Source organism: Youngimonas ophiurae (nom. illeg.), from assembly GCF_049803795.1.
Taxonomy (GTDB): domain Bacteria; phylum Pseudomonadota; class Alphaproteobacteria; order Rhodobacterales; family Rhodobacteraceae; genus Thalassobius.
Genome location: NZ_JBNAGJ010000018.1, coordinates 1 through 3,865, shown reverse-complemented (window position 1 = coordinate 3,865; position 3,865 = coordinate 1). Strand labels below are relative to the sequence as shown.

At 59.2% G+C, this 3,865-nt stretch carries 9 protein-coding genes and 1 pseudogene; 9 read left to right on the top strand and 1 reads right to left on the bottom strand.

Translation table 11 applies throughout. The features are described 5' to 3' along the window. Window positions 1–12 precede the first annotated feature (12 nt). Together ACP15O_RS18785 and ACP15O_RS18780 are read left to right on the top strand one after the other, a co-directional pair. Complete coding sequence (locus ACP15O_RS18785; protein WP_425097548.1) at window positions 13–150, top strand: recombination protein NinB; 138 nt, start codon at window positions 13–15, stop codon at window positions 148–150. Continuing rightward, window positions 150–512, top strand: a complete 363-nt coding sequence (locus tag ACP15O_RS18780; RefSeq protein ID WP_425097547.1) for a nuclease domain-containing protein — start codon at window positions 150–152, stop codon at window positions 510–512. The genes ACP15O_RS18785 and ACP15O_RS18780 overlap by 1 nt, the downstream gene beginning before the upstream one ends. 70 nt (window positions 513–582) lie before the next feature. Here ACP15O_RS18780 and ACP15O_RS18775 read toward each other — a convergent pair whose 3' ends face one another. Continuing rightward, window positions 583–915, bottom strand: a complete 333-nt coding sequence (locus ACP15O_RS18775; protein ID WP_425097546.1) for a hypothetical protein — start codon at window positions 913–915, stop codon at window positions 583–585. A gap of 65 nt (window positions 916–980) precedes the next feature. On the opposite strand from ACP15O_RS18775, the gene ACP15O_RS18770 reads away from it, so the two are divergent. The 7 genes and pseudogenes from ACP15O_RS18770 to ACP15O_RS18740 form a co-directional block, all read left to right on the top strand. Further along, window positions 981–1,340 (top strand): helix-turn-helix domain-containing protein, encoded by a 360-nt coding sequence (locus ACP15O_RS18770; protein ID WP_425097545.1) that lies wholly within the window; start codon window positions 981–983, stop codon window positions 1,338–1,340. 3 nt (window positions 1,341–1,343) lie between these two features. After that, window positions 1,344–1,736: pseudogene (locus ACP15O_RS18765) on the top strand (response regulator); the annotation flags it as partial. Then, window positions 1,736–1,978, top strand: coding sequence for a hypothetical protein (locus ACP15O_RS18760; RefSeq protein WP_425097544.1), 243 nt, complete (start codon window positions 1,736–1,738; stop codon window positions 1,976–1,978). The pseudogene ACP15O_RS18765 and the gene ACP15O_RS18760, both read left to right, overlap by 1 nt. After that, window positions 1,975–2,232, top strand: coding sequence for a helix-turn-helix domain-containing protein (locus ACP15O_RS18755; RefSeq protein WP_425097543.1), 258 nt, complete (start codon window positions 1,975–1,977; stop codon window positions 2,230–2,232). Before ACP15O_RS18760 ends, ACP15O_RS18755 begins: the two co-directional genes overlap by 4 nt. After that, window positions 2,225–2,392: a hypothetical protein gene (locus ACP15O_RS18750; RefSeq protein WP_425097540.1), complete on the top strand. Its 168-nt coding sequence runs from the start codon at window positions 2,225–2,227 to the stop codon at window positions 2,390–2,392. Before ACP15O_RS18755 ends, ACP15O_RS18750 begins: the two co-directional genes overlap by 8 nt. Before the next feature lie 111 nt (window positions 2,393–2,503). Continuing rightward, a complete protein-coding gene (locus tag ACP15O_RS18745; protein WP_425097542.1) occupies window positions 2,504–3,316 on the top strand; it encodes a DNA adenine methylase in 813 nt (270 codons plus the stop codon). After that, window positions 3,309–3,865, top strand: a 557-nt coding sequence (locus tag ACP15O_RS18740) for a hypothetical protein (protein ID WP_425097541.1), incomplete at its 3' end; no start/stop codon positions are given. The genes ACP15O_RS18745 and ACP15O_RS18740, both read left to right, overlap by 8 nt.

Sequence of the window (3,865 nt, the reverse complement as noted above, 5' to 3'; positions counted from 1 at the left end):
GTGGCCTTTCAGATGGGCCTCAACGGGGAGCCTTTCCCGGTAGGCTTCCGCTCGTCTGCAATGACTGTTTCGCAGATGTCGGACCTGATCGAATTCATATCAGCCTGGGCCGCGCAGCACGGCGTTGTTTTCACCGAAAGGGGCTTCTGATGGCTACCACACTGCCAAAGCGCCCAATCTATCGCAAAGGCCAGCGCCCCGAGAAGTCGGTCCCAATTCGGCAAGCCGCTCGCGGTCGGGACTGCTCTTTGCAGATACCAGGCATATGCACTCACGACCCAGAGCGAACAGTAGGTTGTCACCTGCGCCTCTTCGGATTTGGTGGCATGGGCGTAAAGCCTGACGATCTCTTTGTTATCGACGCCTGTGACCAGTGCCATGCCGTTCTGGATAGCCGCGATAAATGGGCAAGCGCGCCTATCGGATACGAGGACATTTTGCGAGCCCTGATGGTGACGCAAGCGCGCAGCAGGGCTGATGGGCTGATTTTGTTGAAGGGTGAGAAAGAATGAAGATTTACACGCAAGAAGAATTTGACGCACTTCCGGTTGTCAACGGCGTTAGGCACTGCCCGACCGGCGACTACAGCAAAATTAAGACATTCGGCGAGGCGTGCCGCTTCGGCGCGAGGTGCCGCTTCGGCGAGGCGTGCAGCTTCGGCGCGTGGTGCCACTTCGGCGCGTGGTGCAGCTTCGGCGAGGGGTGCAGCTTCGGCGAGGGGTGCAGCTTCGGCGCGGGCGGGTCAAGCCGCTGAATTGGAGGAAGCCATATTTCGCCGTTGATCGGATCGGATCCGAGCATCGAAAGGCCTACTTTTTCAAGAGCGCCAACGACGAAACTTTTATCCGCGCGGGATGTTTTTTTGGAGGTCGCGCAGAGTTTCTGAAAAAACTTCACGCCGATGCTGATCCCCACAAAACAGCCATCTACGAAGCCGCGCTGGCGCTCGCTGAAATGGTTTTGGAAGAGGAGCCCACCAAATGACCCACCCCGTAGACGAACACGTCGGTAAAAAACTGAAAAACCTGCGCGTACTGCGTGGCCTGACACAAACGGACGTTGCCAAGGGTTTGGACATCTCGTTCCAGCAGGTCCAGAAATACGAACTGGGCCGCAACCGGATCAGCGCCAGCAAACTGTTCGAGGTTTCGCGCATCCTGGACGTGCCCCCCGCGTATTTCTTTGACGGTCTGACGGATGACGGCCCAAGCGGCCCAGTCATCGACGCCGAAACCGCCCGGATCGCGAGCGTCATCGCCAAGATCACGGATGAGCGCCTGAAAACACAGATCCGCGCGTTCATTGACGCCGTGGCTGACTACAAACCGGCGGGGGCGTGAGCGATGCGCATACTTCTTATCGAAGACGATCCCACCACATCGAAAAGTATCGAAATGATGCTGACCCATGCGAATCTGAACGTCTATACGACCGATTTGGGTGAGGAGGGGATCGATCTGGCCAAGCTGTATGATTATGATTTGATCCTTTTGGACCTGGGTCTGCCGGATATTAATGGCCACGAGGTGTTGCGGCGATTGCGCCTAGCCCGTGTGGAGACCCCCATCATGGCCTTGACCGGCGACGACAGCATCGATTCCAAGCTGAAATTCTTCGGCTTCGGTGGCGACGATTACCTGACCAAGCCGTTCCACCGGGAGGAACTGATCGCGCGCATTCATGCCATCATTCGTCGGCCCAACCGTCTTTCTGACCCCGCAGTGGAGGAACAGAAATGACCGCCACCGACCGCCTCATATCCTTCACCATCTATGCCGTGCTGGCCTATCTGGCCATCGGCCTGATCACTGGCGCTTGGGCCTGGCTGTTCATCGCCACCGCCCAGCCCGGCAACTGCCCCGCCCTGCCCGGCCTCGGCCGCACGGCTGTTCTGGTCGCCGGGATGGTAGGCGCTCGCGATCCGCTGAACCTGCTGGACTGGATTGTCGATCTGGCGCGCGAATGGGGGCGGAAATGACTGACCTGCCCCTGCCCCAAAATCTGACACCAACACAATTGCGCATCTTCGCCCTTCTGAGAAGAGGCGGCATACGCAGCACAGACCACATCGTTGATCACATCTACGGTGACCGAGAAGATGGCGGGCCGCTGGGGGCCAAAAGGGTCATCTACACCCAAATTCGCGCACTGCGCCGGAAGCTCGAAGGCACAGGCTACACCCTGCGCACCATCGGCTGGCAGGGCTACAAGATGGAGATTCACCATGACTGACACAACCCCCAAGAAGGTCCGGTACGACGGCAAAGAATACCCCAGCATCATCGCAGCCGCGCGCGCCCTGAATACCTGGCCGGGCGTCTTGAGCCGCTCCATCGCCAAGGGCGAGTATTTCGGCAAGAAGATCGAAGCGAAAGTCACGTTCGATGACTGACCTCACCACCCTCCCCGACCGCGCCCTGTCGATCCGCCAGCCGGTCCCGTTCATCCCGGTCAAGGGCGCGCTGGGGCTGTTCAAGTGGAAACGCAATGTGGTGGCGAAATAATGGGTGCTCTTGTCAGATACCACGGCGGCAAAGTTCGAATGGCCGAAAAGATCATCGGACTTTTTCCTGCACACGATTGCTACGTTGAACCGTTTGGCGGCGGCGCGGGTGTTCTTTTGGCAAAGCCCCGGTCACGCTTGGAGGTCTACAACGATCTGGACGGCGACATGGTGACGCTGTTTCGTGTCGTGCGGGACGCGCCAGACGAACTCGCAGCTGCGATTGCAATGACGCCCTTCGCGCGGGCTGAACATGAGGTCGCCCACGAACATGCCGACACCGATCTTGAGCGGGCTAGGCGCATCCTGATCCGGTCGCATTTCGGCCACGGATCATCTGGCATTCACCGCAAAACAGGGTTTCGCGCCGCCGGGTTGCGGGCTGGCACGTTGCCCGTTCATGGTTGGACGACACTACCGGAAACAATCCAAATATCGGCCGAGCGGATGCGTGGAGTTGTGATCGAACAGCGCCCGGCAGTTCAGGTCATGCAAGCGCATGATGGGCCGCAAACGGTCCACTACGTCGATCCGCCATACCTCCCGGAAACGAGGGACAAGGGGCGGGACTATCGCCATGAAATGACCCGCGATGATCACGTCGCGCTCCTGAGCGCACTGAGGTCCATGAAAGGCGCAGTGGTCCTTAGTGGATACGCTTCAACCCTCTATGACGATGCCCTGCACGATTGGCGGCGCATCGAAATCAGCGCACTGGCAGACCGCGCCGCCAAGCGCACCGAAGTCGTTTGGTGCAATTTTGCTGATCACTCTCCGTTGTTCGCGCATCAAGGATTTACGCCCCATGACTGACCGCCCCATCAACCTAACCGACTGGCAGGTCCGCGCCGCACTGAACGGGCGGTTGTCGCTGGTCGTGGAGCCGATCAAGCCGCAGCCCGTTGTGCCGTTTAGCACCTTCTCGGAACACATCATTGACGAGCCCGACCTAAAGCTTTCGAAAGATGGTTTCACCGTTGAGGATGCTGGTCCAGAGCGCCGGATTCCGATCCGGCGAGCCACTGGTGACCGCCTGTGGGGGCGTGAGGCGTGGAGAACAGATCGCTGTTACGATGATCTTGCACCGTTAGAAATGGGGGGTGAAGAGCCTCTGATTTACACCTGCGACGACACTGTGCAGCGATGGGGGTGGAGGCCTGACGCATTGTCGATGTGGGGTCGCATCCGTCGCCCCCAACACATGCCCCGCTGGGCCTCTCGCCTGACCCTGATCGTCACAGACGTGCGGGTTATGCGGGTGCAGGAGATTGGCGACGTTGACGCCAATAAGGCGGGCCTCAAGGGCTTCATATCGGCAGACGGTCAAGACGGGGTGTCCCCTCGCGAAGAACTTCAAGACAC

Coding starts and splice junctions, on each gene's coding strand:
- ACP15O_RS18785 (WP_425097548.1), top strand. CDS start 13: ATGGGCCTCAACGGGGAGCCTTTCCCGGTAGGCTTCCGCTCGTCTGCA.
- ACP15O_RS18780 (WP_425097547.1), top strand. CDS start 150: ATGGCTACCACACTGCCAAAGCGCCCAATCTATCGCAAAGGCCAGCGC.
- ACP15O_RS18770 (WP_425097545.1), top strand. CDS start 981: ATGACCCACCCCGTAGACGAACACGTCGGTAAAAAACTGAAAAACCTG.
- ACP15O_RS18760 (WP_425097544.1), top strand. CDS start 1,736: ATGACCGCCACCGACCGCCTCATATCCTTCACCATCTATGCCGTGCTG.
- ACP15O_RS18755 (WP_425097543.1), top strand. CDS start 1,975: ATGACTGACCTGCCCCTGCCCCAAAATCTGACACCAACACAATTGCGC.
- ACP15O_RS18750 (WP_425097540.1), top strand. CDS start 2,225: ATGACTGACACAACCCCCAAGAAGGTCCGGTACGACGGCAAAGAATAC.
- ACP15O_RS18745 (WP_425097542.1), top strand. CDS start 2,504: ATGGGTGCTCTTGTCAGATACCACGGCGGCAAAGTTCGAATGGCCGAA.